The following is a 20,544-nucleotide window of genomic DNA, read 5'->3' as shown; positions in this document are numbered from 1 at the left end:
ACCGAACCAGACAAATCACGGAATCTGCATGACGCGTTATATTTTCGTCACCGGCGGTGTCGTGTCCTCCTTGGGGAAAGGTATCGCATCTGCCTCGCTGGCAGCGATCCTCGAGGCACGCGGCCTGAAGGTCACTATTCTCAAGCTGGACCCGTACATCAACGTGGACCCCGGCACCATGAGCCCGTTCCAGCACGGTGAGGTTTTTGTCACCGAAGACGGCGCGGAAACCGACCTCGATCTGGGCCACTACGAGCGTTTTATTCGTACCCCGATGAGCAAGCGCAATAACTTCACCACCGGCCGCGTCTACGAAGAAGTGATCCGCAAGGAGCGCCGTGGTGATTATCTGGGCGGCACGGTTCAGGTTATTCCCCACATCACTGACGAAATCAAGCGTCGGGTCGTTGAGGGCGCAGCCGGAGCTGACGTGGCAATGATTGAGATTGGTGGCACCGTAGGCGACATTGAATCACTGCCGTTCCTTGAGGCCTGCCGTCAATTGAAAGTGGAAGTGGGTGCGCAGCGTGCGTTGTTTATGCACCTGACTCTGGTTCCCTATATCGCGACCGCGGGCGAAATCAAAACCAAGCCGACTCAGCATTCGGTGAAGGAAATGCGCTCCATCGGCTTGCAGCCGGACTTCCTGTTGTGCCGTTCCGAGCATGAGGTGGATGCCAGCTCCCGTCGCAAGATCGCATTGTTTACCAACGTTGAAGAGCGCGCAGTCATTCCGCTGCAGGACGCCAAGTCCATCTACGCCATTCCACGCATGCTTCACGAGTACGGCCTTGACCAGCTAGTGATCGAGCGTTTCAATCTGGACGCCCGCCCGGCCGATCTGCGCGAGTGGGACGACGTTGTCGATTCGCTGATGAACCCCGAGGACGAAGTCACCATATCGATGGTCGGCAAATACATGGAGTTGCTGGACGCCTACAAGTCACTGATTGAATCGCTGCTCCACGCCGGCATCAAGACCCGTACCAAGGTGAACATCAACTACATCGACTCCGAAGACATCGAGCGCGACGGTACCGGTGCACTCGAAAGTGCAGACGCCATTCTGGTGCCCGGCGGCTTTGGCGAGCGTGGGGTAGAGGGCAAAATCCGCACCGTGCAGTACGCCCGTGAGAACAAAGTACCCTACCTGGGTATCTGCCTGGGTATGCAGGTGGCGGTCATCGAATACGCCCGTAACGTCGCCGGCTTGAAAGACGCGCACAGCACCGAGTTCCGTGAGCACACTCAGGAGCCGGTGGTGGGTCTGATTACCGAATGGCTGGACGCCAGCGGCGAGCGTGAGGAACGCACCGAAGAGTCTGACCTGGGTGGCACCATGCGCCTGGGCGCGCAGGATTGTGTCCTCGCTGAAGGCTCCACCATTGCCAACTGTTACGGCAAGAAGACCATTCGTGAGCGCCACCGTCACCGTTACGAGGTGAACAACCATTTCCTGCCGAATCTGGAAGGTGCCGGTTTGAAGGTTTCCGGCCGTTCCACCGATGGCCGGCTGGTGGAAGTGGTTGAGGCTCCCGATCACCCCTGGTTTGTGGCATGCCAGTTCCACCCGGAATTCACGTCAACACCGCGTGATGGTCATCCGCTGTTCAAGGGCTTTGTGCAGGCAGCACTGGCGCGCAAGAAGGAATCCTGAGCATGGCGCAGAGTAGGGTTAACGTCGCAGGTATTGAGGTCGCCAACGATAAGCCTTTTGTGCTGTTTGGCGGCATGAACGTACTGGAATCGCCGGAAATGGCCATGGAAGTGGCAGCAGCCTACGTAGAGGCCACCGGCAAACTGGGGATTCCCTACGTCTTCAAAGCGTCCTTCGACAAGGCAAACCGCTCTTCCGTGAACTCCTTTCGCGGCCCGGGTCTTGAGAAAGGGTTACAGATACTGGCGGACATCAAGAGCAAATTCGGTGTCCCTGTTATTGCTGATGTCCACACTCCGGAACAGGCAGCACCCGCGGCCGAAGTGTGTGACATTATTCAACTACCGGCGTTCCTGAGCCGCCAGACCGATCTGGTGGTGGCCATGGCAAAAACCGGGGCGGTGATCAACATCAAGAAAGCCCAGTTCCTCGCGCCTCAGGAGATGAAACACATCATCACCAAGTGCGAGGAAGCGGGCAACGATAAGGTCATCCTGTGTGAGCGAGGTAGCAGCTTCGGTTACAACAATCTTGTCGTCGATATGCTGGGCTTTGGCATCATGAAAGCGATGAACGTGCCAGTGATGTTCGATGTGACTCACTCTTTGCAGATGCCTGGTGGGCGCGCCGATTCCGCCGGCGGTCGACGTGCACAGGTCACCGACCTGGCGCTGGCGGGCATGTCCCAGGGCCTGGCAGGATTGTTCCTGGAAGCACACCCGGACCCGGATCAGGCCAAATGCGACGGCCCCTGCGCCCTGCGTCTGAGCCAGTTGGAGCCGTTCCTCCAGCGAGTGAAAGCCGTGGACGATCTTGTTAAGAGCTTTAAACCTATCGACACCGCCTGATTGGCGGTGTTTGCGTTTCTGAAGAACTATGGGAGCGAGCGGGGGATGGCTTTACGAAAATGTGCGGAGCCATGGATGGCGGAGCCCAAGCGCACATGGATGTGCTTGTAGCGTTTTTCGTAAAGCCATCCCCCGCTCGCTCTTGCTCCCAATTGTGAAGATATAAACTGGAGACCCAGAAGAATGACCAAGATTGCCAATATCAAAGCCCGTGAGGTTCTGGATTCACGCGGTAACCCCACCGTGGAAGCGGACGTGATTCTTGACGATGGCACGCTGGGCCGTGCTTGTGCGCCTTCTGGAGCCTCAACAGGTTCTCGCGAAGCCCTGGAACTGCGGGACGGTGATCAGTCCCGTTACCTTGGCAAAGGTGTTCGTAAAGCTGTAGAGGCGGTGAACAGCAGGATTCGTGAAGCACTGCTGGGCAAGGACGCTGCCGACCAGCGTGGCCTGGACAACATCATGTTGGAACTGGATGGCACTGAAAATAAGGCCAATCTGGGTGCCAACGCGATTCTGGCGGTGTCTCTGGCGGCCGCCAAAGCCGCGGCGATTTCTCTGGGCAAGCCGTTGTACGAACACATTGCGGACATCAACGACACCTCTGGCAAGTTCTCCATGCCGGTGCCGATGATGAACATACTGAACGGTGGCGAGCACGCAGACAACAACGTAGATATCCAGGAATTCATGGTTCAGCCGGTTACCGCCAAGAGCTTTGCTGAGGCTCTGCGTATCGGGGCCGAGATTTTCCACAGCCTGAAAAAAGTATTGAAAGCTCAGGGTCTGAACACGGCCGTAGGTGATGAAGGTGGCTTTGCGCCAAACCTGCCGTCCAACGAAGCGGCACTGGCGGTGATTCAGGAAGCTGTTGAAAAAGCCGGTTACAAGCTGGGCACCGACGTGATGCTGGCGCTGGATTGCGCGTCTTCCGAGTTTTACAAAGACGGCCAATACCAGCTCTCCGGTGAAGGTAAGAGCTTCGATGCCGAAGGCTTCGCGGATTACCTCGCCGGCCTGTGTGAGCGTTACCCCATCGTTTCCATCGAAGACGGCATGGACGAGAGCGATTGGGACGGCTGGAAGATTCTGACCGACAAACTCGGCAGCAAGATTCAGCTGGTCGGCGACGATTTGTTCGTCACCAACACCAAGATCCTCAAGCAGGGCATCGACAAGGGCGTGGGTAACTCCATCCTGATCAAGTTCAACCAGATCGGCAGCCTGAGCGAAACACTGGATGCCATCAAAATGGCACAGGACGCCGGCTTTACGGCGGTAATCTCCCACCGTTCCGGTGAAACCGAAGACACCACCATTGCCGACCTGGCGGTCGCGACTTGCGCTGGCCAGATCAAAACGGGCTCCCTGTGCCGCTCTGATCGTGTGGCCAAGTATAACCAGTTGCTGCGCATCGAGGAGGCTCTGGACGGCAAGGCACCGTACCGCGGTCTGGTCGAAATTAAAGGGCAGGGCTGAACCCCACAGGCCCATCTGCGGCCTGCCGCTCGGTAGATAACAGGTAACAGAATGTTAAGGCTGTCGTGTTCTGAATGAAAAATCAGTCACGATGGCCTTTTTACACAATCGTTTAGAAGAATTTGTTGTTAATCTACTCTAAGGTCTATACTCAACATTCGATGTTGATTTTTTGTTCAGCTTTTACGAAACGGAATGCGCAATGAAGTTGCTGTGGTCCATCATGGTTGTGCTGATACTCCTGCTGCAGGTTCGCCTGTGGATCGGGGAGGGCAGTTATGCGCAAGTGTGGGCACTGGAGCAATCTATTGCCGAGCAAACGGAAGAAAACGACGAGCTCTCAGTCCGTAATGAACGCCTTTATGCCGAAGTGCGCAATCTGCGCGGCGAGCAGGGTGCCGTTGAAGAGCGGGCGCGAATGAACCTCGGTCTGATTGGTGAGGGTGAAACCTTCTTCCTGGTCGTTGAAAACTGACAGTTGCTGATGACGCCTCCCCGCTTCTGGTTGATTGTCCCCGCCGCCGGCATTGGTCAGCGAATGCAGTCCGAATGCCCCAAGCAGTATCTCCAGATTGACCATCGTTATATCCTCGATATTACCCTGTCCCGAACGCTTGACGCTGCGCCTTTTGCCGGGTGTGTCGTGGCGCTCAGCCCGGAAGATCAGTGGTGGCCCTCCACAGACGCCAGCAAAAGTGGCCGCGTTCAGTCCTGCGTTGGCGGCTCTGAGCGTTTTCAGTCGGTTCTGGCGGCGCTCCATTCGCTGTCCGGACAGGCAGATCCCGAAGACTGGGTGTTGGTTCATGATGCCGCCCGCCCGTGTCTGCACCGGGATGACCTTTCCCGGCTGATGACCCAACTCAGGGATCACAAGGTCGGCGGCCTGCTCGCGGCACCGGTGGCCGACACCATCAAGCAGTGCAGCACCGGTGAACCGCCGGAAATACAGCGTACGGTAGACCGATCGCGACTGTGGCGGGCGCTCACACCACAGATGTTTCGTTATTCAGCGCTGGTGACAGCGTTGCAATGCGCGGTTGATGAAGGTCGCCCGGTCACCGATGAATCCTCTGCGATGGAATTTTCAGGTAACATGCCTGTAGTGGTAGAAGGTCGGTCGGATAACCTCAAGGTGACCGTGCCGGCCGATCTTGCCTTGGCAGGATTTATTCTCAGCCAACTCTGAATATTTCGGCACTTTTTCAGGTACCTCTTCGGCATTTTTCGGGACCATCATGTATGCGTATTGGCCAGGGCTTTGATGTCCACGCCTTCTGTGAAGGCAGTTCTGTCACCCTTGGTGGCGTTCGAATCCCCCATTCACACGGGCTGAAAGCCCATTCCGATGGTGATGTGCTGTTGCACGCGCTGGCAGACGCTCTGCTCGGAGCTCTGGCGCTCGGCGATATTGGCCACCTGTTTCCGGATACCAGCGAGGAGTGGGCCGGGGCCGACAGCCGAGACCTGTTGAAGCGGGTCATGGTGCGAGTGCGGGAAGAGGGTTACGGCGTGGTGAATGTGGATTCCACCCTGATTGCCCAGGCCCCGAAGATGGCACCACATGTCGACACCATGCGGCTCAATATTGCCGAGGATCTTGGGGTTGCCGCCAGCCGTGTCAGTGTAAAGGCAACGACCACGGAAGAGCTCGGTTTTACCGGCCGCCGTGAAGGGATTGCCTGCCAGGCAGTCTGCCTGTTGGAACCGGTGGCCTCATGACGTCAGAATCCGGAACAACCTCGCACTGGACAATCGATTGGCCGACCTCTCGAGGTGGCCGTATCGCCAGCGCAGTACTGAAACAACACCCCGAAGACTTCAAAGTGTTTGAAGACCTGGGCCTTGCCGGCTTTCCCGGGGACGGCGGCGTCGCGGGCGTGTCGGAAGGTGAGCACCTGTGCCTGCTTCTGGAAAAAACCGGTGACAATACCGATTATGTCGCCCGGCAATTGGCGCTGCTATGCGGTTGCCGCCACTTCGATGTGGGCTTCTGCGGGTTGAAAGACCGCCATGCGGTGACGCGTCAGTGGTTCAGCCTTTATCGGCCGGGTATGGAAGGCGAGGATGACGCCTTTATCGCGCGGGTCGAAGAACGCTGGCCGGTGATTGCCTATACCCGATCCCCGCGCAAGCTTCGCCGTGGTGATCACCGTGGCAATGGCTTCGAGATCACCTTACGGGACGTCTCTGGTGAGGTTGAGGCCATTGATCAGGCTCTTGAAATGTTGCGAGCCTCGGGTGCCCCCAATTATTTCGGTCCTCAGCGGTTTGGTCATCAGGGTGGCAACCTGGACCGGGCCCTCACCCTGGACCCGGCCCGGCTGCACCGCTCGGGACGAAAAGGTGGAAGAAAAGGCAGCCGGGGGCGTTCGGGTTCTGGCAGTCAGGACAGTAAAAACGTATTGTACTTTTCTGCCGCGCGGTCATGGCTGTTCAACGAAGTTCTGAGGCAGCGTGTTGCCGACGGCAGCTGGCGTCAGGTTATGGAGGGTGAGCCGGGGCCCGCCGGTCCGGATTCGCGGCCATGGGTCACGGGGCCGCTCTGGGGTGACGGTGGCACCGCCGCAGTGTCAGACCAGGGTGCTCTGGAACGGAGCATCGTCGCGCAATCGCCCGGGCTGGCGGCATTATTCTCCACAACCCGGATGAAACCTGAACGACGCCTTCTGGTTGCCATGCCCGGTCAGTTGCACTGGCGGTGGCTTGAAGAGGGTGTGCTACGGGTAGACTTCTGGCTGGCACCCGGGCAATACGCCACCACCATACTGGCGGATATATTTGAGTTGCGAGACGGGGCAATTGACCCCGAATAAAAAGTATCCGGGCAGGTAATCTGTTACTGGCTGCGAATGGCAGTCTGCCGGACAGATGCGATGCCCCGGAACAGAAAGGCTAGCGGAGAAAATTGTGCGCATACTGTTATCTAACGATGACGGTGTTCATTCACCGGGTCTTCAGGCGTTGTATGAGGGGCTGGCGGGCATCGCAGATCTGGAGGTGGTTGCTCCTGACCGCGATCACAGCGGTGCCAGCAACGCCCTGACACTGAATCGCCCGCTGACGGTGGAAGAACACCCCAATGGTTTCCGGTCCGTGGATGGCACGCCGACCGACTGCGTTCACCTGGCGGTGAATGGGCTGTTCAGCGACGCCTTCGACCGGGTGGTCTCGGGTATCAATACCCACGCCAACCTGGGCGATGACATCATCTATTCTGGCACGGTGGCGGCGGCCACCGAAGGGCGCAACCTCGGTTTGCCCGCCATTGCGGTATCACTGGTAAATGAGGGGCGCTTCCATTATGAGACTGCCGCCCGGGTGGTTCGGGCGCTTCTGGAGCGTAAAAAGCCGCTCTCGCTGGGGCCACGCTGCATATTGAATGTGAACGTGCCGGATGTGCCCTGGTCGCAAATTGCCGGGTTTCGTGTCACCCGACTCGGGCACCGGGATCGCGCTGAAGGAGCCATTCCCATGACCTGCCCGCGAGGCAAGGAACGGTACTGGATCGGTGCCGCCGGCCAGGGGAGTGACGCGGGCCCCGGCACGGATTTTCACGCCGTGCGCGAGAATTATGTGTCAATCACGCCGGTCCAGGTCGATATGACGCGCCACGAAGCGTTGTCATCCCTCCGGGAATGGGTGGAAGACGTTAACGGGGAGGGGCGCTGATGGTCGCGGAGTTGCAGGGCATTGGCATGACTTCTCGCAGAACCCGGATGCGGCTGATTCATCGCCTCAGAGAGGAAGGCATCCAGGACGAACGGGTTCTGGCGGTAATGGCAGAGTTACCACGTCACATCTTTCTCGATGAAGCGCTGGCTCACCGCGCATACGAAGACACCTCGCTGCCCATCGGATACAGTCAGACGCTGTCCCAGCCTTACATTGTCGCGCGGATGACGGAAATCCTTATGGAACATCAGCCTACGCGGGTACTGGAACTGGGCACCGGGTCAGGTTATCAGACCGCGATCCTCGCCCGCCTGACCGATAGGGTATTCAGTGTCGAGCGGATTAAACCCCTTCAGGATCGGGCCCGTGAACGGCTGCGCCAGCTCGGTTTGCGCAATGCGTTGCTCAAGCACGCCGATGGCGGCATGGGCTGGCCAGATAAAGGGCCGTTCGACGGTATCATGCTGACGGCGGCACCCAAGGAAATTCCGGCCGAATTGAAATCGCAACTGGCCGATGGCGGCGTTATTGTGGCTCCCGTGGGGGAGCAGAGCCAGACGTTGGTGAAACTGGTTCGCAGGGGCGACAGTTATGAAGCCACGTCCATTGAGGCCGTCAATTTTGTACCGTTGCTCGGCGGGGTGGTTCGGTGACGGGCCACTCTCGCGAGCACCATCCCTTGGCGATCTTCCTTCGTGGCATGGCTATGGGTGCGGCTGATATCGTGCCGGGTGTTTCTGGAGGCACGATTGCGTTCATCACTGGCATCTATTTCCGCTTGCTGGAAGCTATCAATGCCGTTCCCGGAGCAGCGGTCAGCCAGTTGTTGCGAGGCAACGTACGGGCGTTCTGGCAGCGATGCGACGGTACATTTCTGGTCTGTCTGCTGGGCGGTATTCTTGTCAGTGTTGCCACACTTGCATCGGCAATCAGCTATGTTTTGCAAGAGTACCCCATTCTGATCTGGAGCTTCTTTTTCGGGCTCATCCTGGCCTCGGTGTGGCATGTGGGGCGGCAGGTGCGCACGGTCTCCCCTGTACTGTTGCTGCCACTGGCTGCCGGGATACTGTTTGCGGGGTGGGTGACGACGCTTCCGGCCGGCCAGGCGGACCCTTCCGGCCTGGTGTTTCTTGGTGCCGGGGCGTTGGCGATCTGCGCGATGATACTGCCTGGCATATCCGGCAGCTTTATACTGGTAATCATGGGCATGTACGCGCCAGTGCTGGCGGCGATTCAAAATCTGGAGGCGGGTGTTCTGCTGCTCTTCGCATTGGGTTGCATCGTGGGTATTCTATCCATCGCGCGGGTAATCACCTGGGCTTTTCATCGGTTTCATGATCCGGTGTTGGCGCTATTAACGGGCTTCATGATTGGCGCGTTGAACAAGGTCTGGCCCTGGAAGGAAACTCTGAGTTGGCGGACCAACAGCGCTGGCGAGCAGGTCGCTTTGAATGAAGTCAGTGTCAGCCCCAGCTACTATACTGAGCTGACCGGGCTCGACGCTCAACTGCTGCCGGCAATCGGGATGGTCATAGCCGGTTTCGTTCTGGTGTTACTGGTGGAGTGGATCGGGACGAAACAGCGCGGATAGCACTATCAAAGTGTTACTTTTTGAGCGCCAGGCGTGTGTGAACCGGTAACATGTGTGGCTGCAGAGTAACTTGGAATTGCCTAGAAAATGTGGAATAAATTAGCGAGTTACTCCAATTACTTCAGAAATTGCCGTATTTCTCATACGGAATATTCATAACGGGGCAGTTTTTATACCTGTGAGATGTTTACGACAGTTCCCCAAAGCTGGTCGACGTGCCCGTCTGCGGTCTCTCTACCTGCTCCCTCTGATGACACTGTTGCTTGCCGGCCCGATGCTGATTACCGGCTGCAACACGGCCGCTATCTATCAAGATGATCGCTACAACCCGCCCGTCCATTGGGGGCGTCATGTCGTCAAGCCGGGTGAAACGCTCTACAGTATTGCCTGGCGCTACGGTCGGGATTACCGGGAGTTAGGCAACGCCAATGGCATCAGCGCCCCCTGGACGCTAAAAGCCGGGCAGGTGTTGCGTCTCGATCTTCGTGGCAAGGTGGCATCCTCAGCGCCATCCGGGAACACCAGCAAGGCCGCCACCAGGCCCGCGACGAGACCGACCACCAAAGCACCATCAAAGCCCGAGCCCAAACCTGAGGTTTCCAGAGCCCCGAATAAAAAGTCCGCGCTACCGAATCAGACCCAGACGGTATCGAACATCAGCTGGCGCTGGCCTCACGTTGGCACCGTAATTGCAGGTTATTCAACGTCTGGTAAAGTCAATAAAGGTGTTGATATTGCTGGAAAATCGGGAGATGCTGTCAAAGCAGCCGCCGGTGGCAATGTGGTGTATGCCGGAAGTGGCTTGCTTGGTTACGGTAACCTGATTATTGTTAACCACGATGAGCACTATCTCAGTGCTTATGCCCACAACCGCAAGATACTGGTGCAGGAAGGGGAGGATGTAAAAGCCGGGCAGGTTATCGCAGAGCTCGGCAGCAGCGGCTCAGATCGGCCCAAGTTGCATTTTGAGATTCGTAAAAATGGCAACACGGTAGATCCCATGCATTACTTGCCGCCACGCTGACCGTGAATCCGTAACCGGTTACAGATGTTCCCGGCACTGACAGAAACAGCCGACAGCAAATAATAAAAACAAGGGTTACAGCGGTTGTAACCAGCCAATAGCTAAATGTCCTGAAAAAAGCGAATACAGCAGGTGCTCACAATAATAAGAAGTCGTGGGCAAACAACCAGGATGATTGAAAGGCGGGGCAAGAGACATGTCAGCACAGCAGGATGAACTCATCATTGATCGCGTCAGCGATATCGAAGACGCCGAAGAGCAAATTTTGGCGGAAGACAAAGTCGATAAAGAAACTTCTGATACCGAAGTAGCAGAAGTTGAAGAAGGTATTCCGGCTCAGGGCCGTTATTTCACCAGCCAGAAGCAACTCGACGCGACCCAGCTTTACCTGAACGAGATTGGCTTCTCCCCATTACTTACCCCCGAAGAAGAAGTCTACTTCGCCCGCCTTGCGCGCAGGGGCGAGGAATCCGGCCGTAAGCGGATGATTGAAAGCAATCTGCGGTTGGTGGTGAAAATTGCTCGCCGCTACGTCAACCGGGGCCTGACGTTGCTGGACCTGATTGAAGAGGGCAACCTCGGCCTGATTCGCGCCGTGGAAAAGTTCGATCCTGAGCGTGGCTTCCGGTTCTCAACCTACGCCACCTGGTGGATTCGGCAGACCATCGAACGCGCCATCATGAACCAGACCCGCACCATTCGGCTGCCCATCCATGTGGTCAAGGAGCTAAACCTGTACCTGCGTGCAGCCCGGGAGCTGACTCAGAAGCTCGACCATGAACCGTCGGCGGAAGAAATCGCCCGTATGGTCGACAAGCCGGTAGCCGATGTAAAACGAATGCTGGGTCTGAATGAGCGTGTGGCGTCCATGGACACGCCAATCGGTACCGGCGGCGAAAAATCACTGCTGGATACGGTGGCGGATGAAGGCGCATCTGACCCCGCCGACGTGCTGCAGGATAACAACATAAGTTCCTGCGTCGAAAAATGGATTGATCAGCTCAGTGACAAGCAGCAGGAAGTGCTATCGCGCCGTTTCGGGCTGAGAGGCTATCCCATCAGTACCCTGGAAGAGGTTGGCCAGGAAATCGGCCTGACCCGCGAGCGCGTGCGGCAGATCCAGGTAGAAGCCTTACGCCGTCTCCGGGAGATTCTGGAGAAGGAAGGGCTGTCGGGCACACTGTTGTTCAAGTAAACGTTACCGTCTTGCCATCGTTGAAGGCCGGTCATGAAAATGGCCGGCTTTTCTGTTTCAGTAGACCCGCAATTGAGAACCAGGTTGCGCAAGGCCGCTTCCCCCCCCTGTTAGAATGTTTTCCCCGGGCAGGGATTGGCTGTCGAAACCCGGTATAAAAACGAGAAAATTCTCAATAATAACGACTGAAAAGGAAAGGACGATGAAGAAGGCTCTATCAACAGGCTTTACCTCACTACCACTCGTCGCTGCTCTGGCGGCCCCCGCTTCGGCACTCACGGTTGGTGACGTTAACGTTCCGGACACATACTCCGCGATGGACACCGAACTGAAGCTGAATGGGGCGGGCACACGGTCCAAGTGGTTCATAAATCTGTATATCGGTGGACTTTATGTGCCGGAAACCGTCGATGACGGTGATGCAGTCATCAATGCCGATGAACCCCAGGCGATTACCCTGCACATCATTTCAGGCATGATCACCAGTGAGCACATGACCGAAGCCACCACGGAAGGCTTTGAGAGGGCGACCGATGGCGACCTGTCTGCCATTCAGGATGAGGTGGACCAGTTTCTGTCGGTGTTTGAGGAAGAGATCAAAGAAGGCGATGTATTTGATCTGGTGTACCTCCCGTCAGAAGGTGTGCGCGTTCTGAAGAATGTCGAAGTCCGAGGCACGGTCGGCGATCTGGAGTTCAAGAAAGCGCTGTTTGGTATCTGGCTCTCCGATAAACCGGCACAGGAAGACCTGAAGGAAAAAATGCTGGGTCAGCAATAATCCCGCTTCTGTTTGAACTCACACAGATCTTCAATAATACAGGCACCGCACTTCGGTTTCCGGGCGGTGCAAGTATAGCGCCCGTGCAGAATCAGCCAATGATGGGCGTCCAGCAGGAATTCCCCGGGCACCAGCCTGACCAGGCGTTTTTCCACCTCCACCACGTTTTTACCCTGCGCGATGCCCGTTCGGTTGGAGACACGGAAAATGTGCGTATCGACCGCCATTGTGGGCTGTCCGAACGCGGTGTTGAGAACCACGTTGGCGGTTTTCCGGCCCACCCCGGGCAGGGCTTCCAGGGCTTCGCGGTTATCCGGAACCTCTCCGTCATGCTGGTGCAGCAGGGCTTGGCAGGTTTTGATCACGTTCTCGGCTTTGGTATTGAACAGCCCAATGGTTTTTATATACGCCTTCAGCCCATCAGCGCCCAGAGCCAGTATGGCCGCTGGCGTGTTGGCCACCGGGTAGAGTTTGGCGGTGGCTTTGTTAACCCCGACGTCTGTCGCCTGGGCCGACAAAATCACCGCAACCAGCAGTTCAAACGGCGTTGTGAAGTTGAGCTCTGTCGTCGGGTTGGGGTTCTCGGCCCGCAGCCGACTAAAGATTTCAGTGCGCTTTTCCCTATTCATATCAAGATACCTGCCCGGTTACCCGGACTCGTTTGCTGCCAGCCACCACAGGCTCTGAGACCCGGGCCTTACGGCGGTTCTCTATCCGGTTGTCGATACTGTTTTTGAGGGCAATCAACAGCCCAAGGCCGACAAACGCACCCGGAGGAAGCACCATAAATAGCACGTCGGGATAGTTCTCCAGTGGCCGGATGCCCCAATCGGCAGCCATGGGCCCGAGTAACAGGTCCATGTCGGTGAACAGGGTACCCTGACCAACCAGCTCTCGTAACGCACCCAGAACCATCAACACGACGAGAAAGCCCAGCCCCATCATGACGCCATCGAGTAACGCGGGCAGGGGCGGGTTTTTCGACGCGAAGGCATCCGCCCTGCCAAGAATCGCACAGTTGGTCACAATCAGCGGAATGAAAATACCGAGGATTTGATAGAGCTCGTAGGTAAAGGCCTGCATCATCAGCTCGGCACAGGTCACAAAGGACGCAATGATCATCACGAACGCCGGCAGACGCACCGATTCACTGACAAAGTTGCGGATCAGCGAGACTGCCAGGTTGGAGCCCATGAGTACCAGCAGGGTGGCCAGTCCCAGGCCAATGGCGTTGACCACGGTGCTGGTAACGGCCAGCAACGGACATAGCCCCAATACCTGAACCAGGGCAGGGTTATTGGTCCAGAGGCCATCGCGAATGATGTCTGCGTTCGTCTTGGTTGCCATGATCAGGAGTGCTCCGCTTCGCGCTTGTCGCCGGCTATCACCTCGGGGCTGAGCGGGCTGTTTCTGGGCGCGGGAGGTTCATTGAGTAGTTTACGGATGTCGCTCCGGTTCTGCCGGAAATAGACCAGCGTTCTCTGTACCGCTTTCACCACCGCTCTGGGGGTAATCGTGGCACCGGTAAACTGGTCAAATACGCCGCCGTTCTTCTTGACAGTCCAGCGGTCTGGCTGGGGATCGTCCAGTGAGCGGCCATCGAACGAGCCAATCCAGTCCGACTTTCGGGTTTCAATGCGATCCCCCAGCCCCGGCGTTTCGCGATGGCTGGTGACCCGCACGCCGAGAACGCGGCCTTGGGTATCGATACCGACCAGCAGATGGATATCGCCGGAGTATCCGTCAGGCGCGACGGCCGGAAGAATGAGCCCTAGGGTTCGGCCGTTGTTGCGGGCCACCCACGCGGTGACCGGCCCGTTGATGGAGAGCTGACTGCTCTGCGGAAGCGCAACAGTGTCGCGCAGAAGGTCGTTGTCGTGGCGGCTTTCAGGGATGATGTCAAACAGCGCTCCGGCCTCAGCGCGCGCGGACTGGTCCGCAATACGCTCTGCGGTCATCACCTGGGTAACCGCAATGGTTCCACCGGTGATAATGGCGAACAGGCCAAGACCGAGGGCGCTACGACTGACAGACTTCGCTATAGCAGCCATGACTTACCCCTGTGTCCTGCCGGGAAGACCCCGGCGGGCTTTATGATGGCCGTAGGTGCGCGGTGGCGTGTAATGGTCAATGAAGGGCACGGCAAAGTTCATCAGTAACACGGCGAACGCCACCGCGTCGGGATAATTGCCCCAACTGCGAATCACGTAGATCAGTACGCCGATGCCGGCACCATAAATCAGCTTGCCTTGATGGCTGGTCGCGGCCGATACGGGATCGGTGGCGATGAAAAATGCGCCGAGCATGGTACCGCCGGCCAGCATGTGGAGGCTGAGGGGGGCAGCTTGGTCCGGGTTGCTGCCGAATGCAAGGCTCATGACGGCAAGGCCAGCGAGCATGCTGACCGGAATGTGCCAACTGATGATCTTCAGGGCAATCAGCCCCAGGCCGCCCAGCAAAAATGCGGCATTGACCCACTCCCATCCACGGGCAATGCCGCCGCCAAACGTCGGGTGCTGCAGGACTTCCGCCGCGGTGCCGCTGCCGATCTGATGCTTGTACTCATCCAGCGGCGTCGCCATGGTGTAGGCGTCGACGGTGGTTTGCTGGCCGGAAGCCACAATGCTGAGCGTTTCACCAAAGCTCGGTGCCGATTGCCAAAGCAGCCCGGCTTCGGCCCAGTTGGTGGTCATCGCCACCGGAAAGGAAATCAGCACCAGAGCGTAGCCCACCATGGCGGGGTTGAACGGATTGGAGCCCAGCCCCCCATAGAGTTGTTTGGCCATAACAATGGCGGATATCACCGCAATGGCCGACACCCACAGGGGAGTGAACTGAGGCAGAGACAGCCCGAGCAAGAGGCCGGTGACGGCAGCGGTGTTGTCCCGGAGGAAAAAGGCCAGTGGTTTTTTTCTCAACGAGAGCATCAGTGCTTCGGAGCCGAGAGCAACGACAACGCACCACACCACGTTGATCAGGTTGCCCCAGCCGAAGAACAGGGTCTGCGCCAGCAAGCCGGGCAGGGCCGCCAGCATCACCCAGAGCATCACCTGGGATGTTGGCCTTGCGCTGCGTGCGTGTGGGGAAGACTGTTGTGCTAATGCCATGTCATCGTGACCCTGGTGTTCGTTAATCGGTGCATCGGGTTTACGGCGTTGTTTGAGCGTTCGCCTCGGCCAGCGCCTGCTCCGCCCGCTTTACCCGTTCGTGATTTTTGGCAACGGCCCGCTCCAGTTTATCGACGTTATCCGCCTGCTGGGCTTTGGCATCTTCAAGCATCGATTGCATGGTTTCCAGCTTGGAGGTCGCCTGGGCCAGCTGTTTCTCCAGCTCGGCCCTGTCGGGTGTGTCTGGCTCAGATGCCTGCGACTTCGCTTTCTTGCGGGCGAGCGCTTCCTGGACCCGGGCGGATTTGGCCGCACGTTCATCGGTCACATCAGTCACACCGGTGTCGGTGATCGCATGCTCGGCTTCGACCTTTTTCTTGGCCTGGGCGTCCGCTGCGGCTTTGGCCCGCTCCTGGCGGCGCAGCTCTTTTTCCTGTTGTTCCCGCTCAAGGCGCGCCTGACGGGCTTCGAAGCGTTCCCGGGCACGGTCCGCTTTCAACTGTTCCGCCTGCTGGACACGAATCTCGCCCTTGGCATACCGGTAGTATTGGACCAGTGGAATAGAGCTGGGACAAACGTAGGAGCAGGCCCCGCATTCGATGCAATCGAACAGGTTCAGGTGTTCGGCCTTTTCGAACTCTTCGGCTTTGGAATACCAGAATAGCTGTTGCGGTAGCAGCTCCATGGGGCAGGCTTCCGCGCATTGTCCGCAGCGGATACAGGGCTGCTCGGGGGCGGGGTCCGGCAATTCCTGTGCGCTGGCGGCGATCACGCAATTACTGGTTTTCACGACCGGTACGTCCGGCGTATTCAGCGTATAGCCCATCATCGGGCCGCCGAGCACCAGTCGGTGCAGGTGAGCGTCGTTAAGCCCGGCCTCTGCAAGCAAATCACGCACGGGCGTGCCAATCAGGGCCTCGAAATTGCCGGGTTCCGTCACGGCCTCGCCGGTGATGGTCACCACACGGCTGATCAGCGGTTCGTCTTTGAGTACCGCTTTGCCCACGGCGATGGCAGTGCCCACATTCTGGCACATGACGCCGATATCGGCCGGAATGCCGCCGCTGGGGACCTCCATGCCGGTCAGGATCTGAATCAGCTGTTTTTCGCCGCCAGACGGGTACTTGGTCGGCACCCCCACCACTTCAATCTGGGTCCCTTCAGCCGCCGTGCGCATCGCGGTGATGGCCTCCGGCTTGTTGTCTTCGAGGGCGACCACGCAGCGCTCGGGGCGAAGAATCCACGCCATGATCTTGAGGCCATCGACGATCTCGCCAGCCCGTTCCCGCATGGTCATGTCATCGGCGGTGATGTAGGGCTCACATTCCGCGCCGTTGAGAATCAGCGTGCCGACTTTGCGATCCCTGGGCGGGCGCAGTTTGATGTTGGTCGGAAAACCGGCACCGCCCATGCCCGCAATACCGGCATCACGAAGGTAATCCAGCACGGCTTCCCGCTCGAGTTTCCGGTAATCGGCAATCGGGTTCTTCTGGTGCCACTGGTCCAGGCCATCGGGGGTGAGGATCAGGCACCAGTCGTCCATACCGGAGGGGTGAGGCACTGGCAGGCGGGAAATCGCCTCAATAACGCCGGAAGTCGGGGCGTGAACGGGAACGCCCATGCCGTCAGTGACGTCGGCAATTTTCTGCCCTTTCAGCACCTGCTCGCCCAGCTCAACAATCGCTTCAGCGGCCACGCCAATGTGTTGCTGGAGCGGCAGCACCAGCCGCGCCGGTATAGCCGCGTGACGGATTGGACGGGTGGTGGACTGGTGTTTGTTCTGGGCGGGATGAATACCGCCAGCGAAATCCCAGAGCTGGGTCATCAGGCGTTCGCTCCCTGTCGATCCGTGGCAATGATGCCACCCGGTGGCGGGCTCCAGGTCCAGGTACGAATGTCGGGCTCGACCGTGACCATATCGATGCAGTCCACCGGGCAGGGATCAAGGCACAGGTCGCAGCCGGTGCATTCACTTTCGATAACAGTATGCATGTGCTTGGCTGCCCCGAGAATGGCATCCACCGGGCAGGCCTGAATGCATTTGGTACAGCCGATGCATTCGTCTTCACGAATGACGGCTACCCGTTTCTCCTGCTCAGTACCGTGCTCGGCATCCAGTGGCTCTGGCTCTACATCCAGCAGGTCCGCCAGGGATTTGATGGTTCCTTCACCGCCTGGAGGGCACTTATTGATGGGGCCGCCCTCGGCAATGGATTCGGCATAGGGGCGGCAGCCCGGATAGCCACACTGCCCGCATTGGGTTTGGGGTAACAGGGAGTCAATCTGCTCGACCAGGGGGTTGCCTTCGACCCGGAATCGCTCTGCTGCGTAGCCCAGCAGCCCGCCAAACACGACGGCCAGTGCCAGCAGCACAACAACGGCAATGAGAATACTTGTCCACATACGACTGAAACTCCTAACCCCTGGCCCTTACAATCTTAACTCTGACCCCGTCAAACGCTGACCAGGCCGGTGAAGCCCATGAACGCCAATGACATCAGCCCTGCGGTCACCATGCCGATCGCTGCACCGCGGAAGGCCACGGGCACATCCGCCACGGCGATGCGCTCACGCAGGGCGGCAAACAGCACCAGCACCAACGAAAAACCGGCGGCGGCACCAAACCCATACAGGACAGATTCCACGAAATTGTTGTTCCTGTTCAGGTTCAGCAAGGCCACCCCAAGCACCGCGCAATTGGTAGTGATCAGCGGCAGAAAAATGCCGAGTACTCTGTAGAGCAGGGGGCTGGTCTTGCGGACCACCATTTCGGTGAACTGAACCACCACCGCAATCACCAGAATGAAGGTGATGGTTTTCAGGAACACCAGGTCCAGTGGTTCCAGCAGGTAGGTGTAGGCCAGATAGCTGCACACGGACGCAAGGGTCAGTACAAACGTGGTGGCCAGAGACATGCCCATGGCGGTCTCCAGCTTGCCGGATACCCCCATGAACGGGCACAGCCCGAGGAACTGAACCAGCACAAAGTTGTTCACCAGAATGGTGCTGACCAGAATCAGCAGGTACTCGGTCATTCGCCTTGCTCCGTCACACTCCAACACCCGTCATCGTCACACCGCGTTTATGCCGGTGGTTTACATAATCCGCATGCCCGGGGTGGCACCGGCGTCTGGTGACAGGATGAAAATGTCCTTGCCGCCAGGGCCTGCCGCCAGAACCATGCCTTCGGATAGGCCAAACTTCATTTTCCGGGGCTTCAGGTTGGCGACCATCACCGTCAACCGGCCTTCCAGCTCCTCCGGTTTGTAGGCAGACTTGATGCCCGCGAACACATTGCGGTCACCCTGCCCGATATCCAGAGTCAGACGCAGCAGCTTGTCGGCCCCTTCCACGTGTTCGGCTTTGACGATTTTCGCCACCCGAAGATCCACTTTTGCGAAGTCCCCGAATTCTATCTCGTCGGCCACCGGCTCGAGATTGGCGGATTCCGCCGGCTTGCCGGTCGCTGCGGGCAGCTCTTCTTTGGAGGCGTCCAGCATTTTTTCGATCTGGGCCATATCCACACGGCTCATCAGCGGCTTGAACTTGTCGATGCCGTGGTTCTCCAGCCGTTTGCTACGGTTGTTCCAGTCGAGCCTGGCGTTCAGGAACGATTCGGAGGCTTTTGCCGTCTCCGGCAGTACCGGCGCCAGGTAGGTCATCAGCAAGTGGAACATGTTAAGGGCGTTGGTGCAGATGGCTTGAAGCTGCTTATCCTGGCCTTCCTGCTTGGCGATCACCCATGGCTGTTCGTCGTTCACGTACTGATTGGCGATGTCTGCGAGCTCCATGATCCGTCGCATGGCGCGGCCGAATTCACGGGCTTCGTATAAATCGGCAACCTCCTGGCCGGCATCGATAAACTGTTGCAGCTTGTCATGCTCAGTGATCTGTCCTAGCTGGCCGTCGAAGCGCTTGGTAATAAAACCGGCGCTGCGGCTGGCAATATTGACCACTTTGCCGACCAGGTCGGAATTCACCCGCGCGGCAAAGTCCTCCAGGTTCAGATCCATGTCATCCACGCCGCCGGTCAGCTTGGAGGCAAAGTAATAGCGCAGGTATTCCGGGTTCAGATGGTCCAGGTAAGTGCGGGCCATGATGAACGTGCCCCGGGATTTGGACATCTTCTTGCCGTTAACCGTCACAAAACCGTGAGCCCAGACCGCCGTTGGGGTGCGGAAACCGGCATCGTGCAGCATCGACGGCCAGAACAGGGCGTGGAAGTTGATGATGTCCTTGCCGATGAAGTGGTACACCTCGGCGGTGGAGTCTGCCTTCCAGAAGTGTTCGAAATCGATGCCTTCACGCACACACAGATTCTTGAAGCTGGCCAGGTAACCAATGGGTGCGTCCAACCACACGTAGAAGTACTTGCCCGGCGCATCCGGAATCTCGAACCCGAAGTAGGGCGCATCGCGGCTGATGTCCCACTCCTGCAGGCCGGCGTCCAGCCATTCGGCCAGTTTATTGGCTACCTGTGGCTGCAGCGTGCCGCTGCGGGTCCACTTGGCAAGGAAATCGGCAAAGTCCGGCAGCTTGAAGAAATAATGTTCCGATTCTTTCTCAATCGGCGTGGCACCGGACACCGCCGAGCGCGGGTTGATCAATTCTGCCGGCGTGTAAGTGGCCCCGCAGGCCTCGCAGTTATCACCGTACTGATCCTCGGTTTTGCACTTGGGGCAGGTGCCCTTGATAAACCGGTCCGCCAGGAACATGTTTTTTTCCGGGTCGAAGGACTGGGTGATATTGCGCGTCGCAATGTGCCCGTTTTCCTGCAACTGCCGGTAGATGTACTCCGAGAACTGGCGGTTCTCCTCGGAATGGGTGGTGTGATAGTTGTCAAAGCGGATATGGAAACCACCGAAATCTTCCTGATGCTCCTCACGGATGCGATCAATCAGTTGCTCGGAGGTGATGCCTTCCCGCTCGGCCCGCAACATGATGGCGGTGCCGTGGGCATCGTCGGCGCAAACGTAATAGCAGTTCTGGCCCCGCATCTTCTGATAGCGCACCCAGATATCGGTCTGAATGTATTCCAGCAGATGGCCCAGATGGATGGGGCCATTGGCATAAGGCAGGGCGCTGGTCACCAGAATATCGCGCTGTTGCTTTGAACTCGCTTGCGTCATGTTGATATCCGAACCTTCAATAAATAAGGATTTGGCGTTAACCGGTAAAACAGAGCCCACCGTT

The 20,544-nt window shown here is 58.0% G+C and carries 21 protein-coding genes; 13 read left to right on the top strand and 8 right to left on the bottom strand.

Features of this window, described 5'->3' with window-relative positions; all coding sequences use genetic code 11:
- Positions 1 to 28: 28 nt before the first annotated feature.
- The 13 genes from WD429_RS02220 to WD429_RS02160 all read left to right on the top strand — a co-directional run bounded on the left by WD429_RS02220 (position 29) and on the right by WD429_RS02160 (position 12,244).
- Entirely contained in the window at positions 29 to 1,657 is a 1,629-nt protein-coding gene (locus tag WD429_RS02220; protein ID WP_368420546.1) for a CTP synthase, read from the top strand.
- A gap of 2 nt (positions 1,658 to 1,659) precedes the next feature.
- Complete coding sequence (kdsA, locus tag WD429_RS02215; RefSeq protein ID WP_368420545.1) at positions 1,660 to 2,505, top strand: 3-deoxy-8-phosphooctulonate synthase; 846 nt, start codon at positions 1,660 to 1,662, stop codon at positions 2,503 to 2,505.
- Positions 2,506 to 2,688: 183 nt separating this feature from the next.
- On the top strand, positions 2,689 to 3,984 hold the full coding sequence (gene eno, locus WD429_RS02210; protein WP_368420544.1) for a phosphopyruvate hydratase: 1,296 nt from the start codon (positions 2,689 to 2,691) through the stop codon (positions 3,982 to 3,984).
- Between the two features lie 202 nt (positions 3,985 to 4,186).
- Positions 4,187 to 4,459 carry a septum formation initiator family protein gene (locus WD429_RS02205; RefSeq protein WP_368420543.1) on the top strand — a complete coding sequence of 91 codons (273 nt, stop codon included), beginning with the start codon at positions 4,187 to 4,189 and terminating at the stop codon, positions 4,457 to 4,459.
- Between the two features lie 9 nt (positions 4,460 to 4,468).
- Positions 4,469 to 5,170, top strand: a complete 702-nt coding sequence (ispD, locus tag WD429_RS02200) for a 2-C-methyl-D-erythritol 4-phosphate cytidylyltransferase (RefSeq protein WP_368420542.1) — start codon at positions 4,469 to 4,471, stop codon at positions 5,168 to 5,170.
- Positions 5,171 to 5,223: 53 nt separating this feature from the next.
- Complete coding sequence (ispF, locus tag WD429_RS02195; protein WP_368420541.1) at positions 5,224 to 5,703, top strand: 2-C-methyl-D-erythritol 2,4-cyclodiphosphate synthase; 480 nt, start codon at positions 5,224 to 5,226, stop codon at positions 5,701 to 5,703.
- Positions 5,700 to 6,797 carry a tRNA pseudouridine(13) synthase TruD gene (gene truD / locus WD429_RS02190; protein WP_368420540.1) on the top strand — a complete coding sequence of 366 codons (1,098 nt, stop codon included), beginning with the start codon at positions 5,700 to 5,702 and terminating at the stop codon, positions 6,795 to 6,797. Before ispF ends, truD begins: the two co-directional genes overlap by 4 nt.
- Before the next feature lie 94 nt (positions 6,798 to 6,891).
- The gene (surE, locus tag WD429_RS02185; RefSeq protein ID WP_368420539.1) at positions 6,892 to 7,653 is read left to right on the top strand and encodes a 5'/3'-nucleotidase SurE; all 762 of its coding nucleotides are present in this window, start codon (positions 6,892 to 6,894) and stop codon (positions 7,651 to 7,653) included.
- Entirely contained in the window at positions 7,653 to 8,309 is a 657-nt protein-coding gene (locus tag WD429_RS02180) for a protein-L-isoaspartate(D-aspartate) O-methyltransferase (protein WP_368420538.1), read from the top strand. The genes surE and WD429_RS02180 overlap by 1 nt, the downstream gene beginning before the upstream one ends.
- 47 nt (positions 8,310 to 8,356) lie before the next feature.
- Positions 8,357 to 9,247, top strand: a complete 891-nt coding sequence (locus tag WD429_RS02175; protein WP_368420553.1) for a DUF368 domain-containing protein — start codon at positions 8,357 to 8,359, stop codon at positions 9,245 to 9,247.
- A gap of 250 nt (positions 9,248 to 9,497) precedes the next feature.
- A complete protein-coding gene (locus WD429_RS02170; protein WP_368420537.1) occupies positions 9,498 to 10,271 on the top strand; it encodes a peptidoglycan DD-metalloendopeptidase family protein in 774 nt (257 codons plus the stop codon).
- Positions 10,272 to 10,467: 196 nt separating this feature from the next.
- Complete coding sequence (rpoS, locus tag WD429_RS02165; RefSeq protein WP_368420536.1) at positions 10,468 to 11,466, top strand: RNA polymerase sigma factor RpoS; 999 nt, start codon at positions 10,468 to 10,470, stop codon at positions 11,464 to 11,466.
- Positions 11,467 to 11,668: 202 nt separating this feature from the next.
- The gene (locus WD429_RS02160; RefSeq protein ID WP_368420535.1) at positions 11,669 to 12,244 is read left to right on the top strand and encodes a chalcone isomerase family protein; all 576 of its coding nucleotides are present in this window, start codon (positions 11,669 to 11,671) and stop codon (positions 12,242 to 12,244) included.
- Here WD429_RS02160 and nth read toward each other — a convergent pair.
- From nth to metG, 8 genes are read right to left on the bottom strand one after another with little or no spacing between them, the layout of a single operon-like run.
- Complete coding sequence (nth, locus tag WD429_RS02155) at positions 12,235 to 12,873, bottom strand: endonuclease III (RefSeq protein ID WP_368420534.1); 639 nt, start codon at positions 12,871 to 12,873, stop codon at positions 12,235 to 12,237. The two genes, WD429_RS02160 and nth, sit on opposite strands and share 10 nt — an antisense overlap.
- Before the next feature lies 1 nt (position 12,874).
- Complete coding sequence (locus WD429_RS02150; RefSeq protein WP_368420533.1) at positions 12,875 to 13,591, bottom strand: electron transport complex subunit E; 717 nt, start codon at positions 13,589 to 13,591, stop codon at positions 12,875 to 12,877.
- Between the two features lie 2 nt (positions 13,592 to 13,593).
- The gene (gene rsxG, locus WD429_RS02145) at positions 13,594 to 14,295 is read right to left on the bottom strand and encodes an electron transport complex subunit RsxG (protein ID WP_368420532.1); all 702 of its coding nucleotides are present in this window, start codon (positions 14,293 to 14,295) and stop codon (positions 13,594 to 13,596) included.
- Positions 14,296 to 14,298: 3 nt separating this feature from the next.
- Positions 14,299 to 15,351 (bottom strand): electron transport complex subunit RsxD, encoded by a 1,053-nt coding sequence (gene rsxD, locus WD429_RS02140; protein ID WP_368420531.1) that lies wholly within the window; start codon positions 15,349 to 15,351, stop codon positions 14,299 to 14,301.
- A gap of 40 nt (positions 15,352 to 15,391) precedes the next feature.
- Positions 15,392 to 17,176 (bottom strand): electron transport complex subunit RsxC, encoded by a 1,785-nt coding sequence (rsxC, locus tag WD429_RS02135; protein WP_368420530.1) that lies wholly within the window; start codon positions 17,174 to 17,176, stop codon positions 15,392 to 15,394.
- Positions 17,176 to 17,754, bottom strand: a complete 579-nt coding sequence (gene rsxB / locus WD429_RS02130) for an electron transport complex subunit RsxB (protein WP_368420529.1) — start codon at positions 17,752 to 17,754, stop codon at positions 17,176 to 17,178. The genes rsxC and rsxB overlap by 1 nt, the downstream gene beginning before the upstream one ends.
- A 50-nt stretch (positions 17,755 to 17,804) precedes the next feature.
- On the bottom strand, positions 17,805 to 18,386 hold the full coding sequence (rsxA, locus tag WD429_RS02125) for an electron transport complex subunit RsxA (protein ID WP_368420528.1): 582 nt from the start codon (positions 18,384 to 18,386) through the stop codon (positions 17,805 to 17,807).
- 60 nt (positions 18,387 to 18,446) lie between these two features.
- Positions 18,447 to 20,480 (bottom strand): methionine--tRNA ligase, encoded by a 2,034-nt coding sequence (metG, locus tag WD429_RS02120; RefSeq protein ID WP_368420527.1) that lies wholly within the window; start codon positions 20,478 to 20,480, stop codon positions 18,447 to 18,449.
- Positions 20,481 to 20,544 lie beyond the last annotated feature (64 nt).

Origin of the sequence: Marinobacter sp. (assembly GCF_040904845.1) — a bacterium.
Lineage (GTDB): Bacteria > Pseudomonadota > Gammaproteobacteria > Pseudomonadales > Oleiphilaceae > Marinobacter.
This window is presented reverse-complemented; position numbering and strand designations above follow the sequence as displayed.

Excerpts from the sequence above, each read along its gene's own strand:
- WD429_RS02220 (WP_368420546.1), top strand. The coding sequence starts at position 29 with ATGACGCGTTATATTTTCGTCACCGGCGGTGTCGTGTCCTCCTTGGGG.
- kdsA (WP_368420545.1), top strand. The coding sequence starts at position 1,660 with ATGGCGCAGAGTAGGGTTAACGTCGCAGGTATTGAGGTCGCCAACGAT.
- eno (WP_368420544.1), top strand. The coding sequence starts at position 2,689 with ATGACCAAGATTGCCAATATCAAAGCCCGTGAGGTTCTGGATTCACGC.
- WD429_RS02205 (WP_368420543.1), top strand. The coding sequence starts at position 4,187 with ATGAAGTTGCTGTGGTCCATCATGGTTGTGCTGATACTCCTGCTGCAG.
- ispD (WP_368420542.1), top strand. The coding sequence starts at position 4,469 with ATGACGCCTCCCCGCTTCTGGTTGATTGTCCCCGCCGCCGGCATTGGT.
- ispF (WP_368420541.1), top strand. The coding sequence starts at position 5,224 with ATGCGTATTGGCCAGGGCTTTGATGTCCACGCCTTCTGTGAAGGCAGT.
- truD (WP_368420540.1), top strand. The coding sequence starts at position 5,700 with ATGACGTCAGAATCCGGAACAACCTCGCACTGGACAATCGATTGGCCG.
- WD429_RS02180 (WP_368420538.1), top strand. The coding sequence starts at position 7,653 with ATGGTCGCGGAGTTGCAGGGCATTGGCATGACTTCTCGCAGAACCCGG.
- WD429_RS02175 (WP_368420553.1), top strand. The coding sequence starts at position 8,357 with ATGGCTATGGGTGCGGCTGATATCGTGCCGGGTGTTTCTGGAGGCACG.
- WD429_RS02170 (WP_368420537.1), top strand. The coding sequence starts at position 9,498 with ATGACACTGTTGCTTGCCGGCCCGATGCTGATTACCGGCTGCAACACG.
- rpoS (WP_368420536.1), top strand. The coding sequence starts at position 10,468 with ATGTCAGCACAGCAGGATGAACTCATCATTGATCGCGTCAGCGATATC.
- WD429_RS02160 (WP_368420535.1), top strand. The coding sequence starts at position 11,669 with ATGAAGAAGGCTCTATCAACAGGCTTTACCTCACTACCACTCGTCGCT.
- nth (WP_368420534.1), bottom strand. The coding sequence starts at position 12,873 with ATGAATAGGGAAAAGCGCACTGAAATCTTTAGTCGGCTGCGGGCCGAG.
- WD429_RS02150 (WP_368420533.1), bottom strand. The coding sequence starts at position 13,591 with ATGGCAACCAAGACGAACGCAGACATCATTCGCGATGGCCTCTGGACC.
- rsxG (WP_368420532.1), bottom strand. The coding sequence starts at position 14,295 with ATGGCTGCTATAGCGAAGTCTGTCAGTCGTAGCGCCCTCGGTCTTGGC.
- rsxD (WP_368420531.1), bottom strand. The coding sequence starts at position 15,351 with ATGGCATTAGCACAACAGTCTTCCCCACACGCACGCAGCGCAAGGCCA.
- rsxC (WP_368420530.1), bottom strand. The coding sequence starts at position 17,176 with ATGACCCAGCTCTGGGATTTCGCTGGCGGTATTCATCCCGCCCAGAAC.
- rsxB (WP_368420529.1), bottom strand. The coding sequence starts at position 17,754 with ATGTGGACAAGTATTCTCATTGCCGTTGTTGTGCTGCTGGCACTGGCC.
- rsxA (WP_368420528.1), bottom strand. The coding sequence starts at position 18,386 with ATGACCGAGTACCTGCTGATTCTGGTCAGCACCATTCTGGTGAACAAC.
- metG (WP_368420527.1), bottom strand. The coding sequence starts at position 20,480 with ATGACGCAAGCGAGTTCAAAGCAACAGCGCGATATTCTGGTGACCAGC.